The sequence below is a fragment of the Arthrobacter sp. Y3225116 genome, from assembly GCF_059091245.1.
The window spans coordinates 1-380 of sequence record NZ_JBNHGL010000576.1 but is presented as its reverse complement, the minus strand read 5'-3'; the positions used below and the strand labels follow the sequence as shown (position 1 = coordinate 380).

The 380-nt window shown below is 75.0% G+C and carries 1 protein-coding gene; it reads right to left on the bottom strand.

The window, feature by feature from the left end; translation table 11 throughout:
• Positions 1-70 precede the first annotated feature (70 nt).
• Positions 71-380: TOBE domain-containing protein (locus AC5RV2_RS19035; protein ID WP_494093623.1), on the bottom strand; the 310-nt coding region annotated here is incomplete at its 5' end.

Sequence of the window (380 nt, the reverse complement as noted above, 5' to 3'; positions counted from 1 at the left end):
GCACGCGCTGCCCGCGAGGACGCAGGCGGCGGCCGCCGCCGGGCCGGCCAGGCGCTGCCAGTGGCGCACCTCAGCTCCTCCCCGACGGCGTTTCGACGGCGACCATGGTCGCCTTGACCGAGGCCACCGCCACCGAACCCGGTTCGATGCCGAGGTCCCGCACGGCTTCGGCGCTCATCAAGGACACCACCCGGTGCGGACCGCACTGCAGCTCCACCTGGGCCATCACCGCGTCCTGCCGGACATCGGTCACGATCCCGACAAAGCGGTTGCGGGCCGAGCTGCCGATCCCGGTGGGATCCTGCGGCAGGGCAGCCTGCTCCCGAGCCAGGGCGGCCAGCTCCGCGCCGTCCACCGTCGCGCGGCCGGAGGCGTCCCGG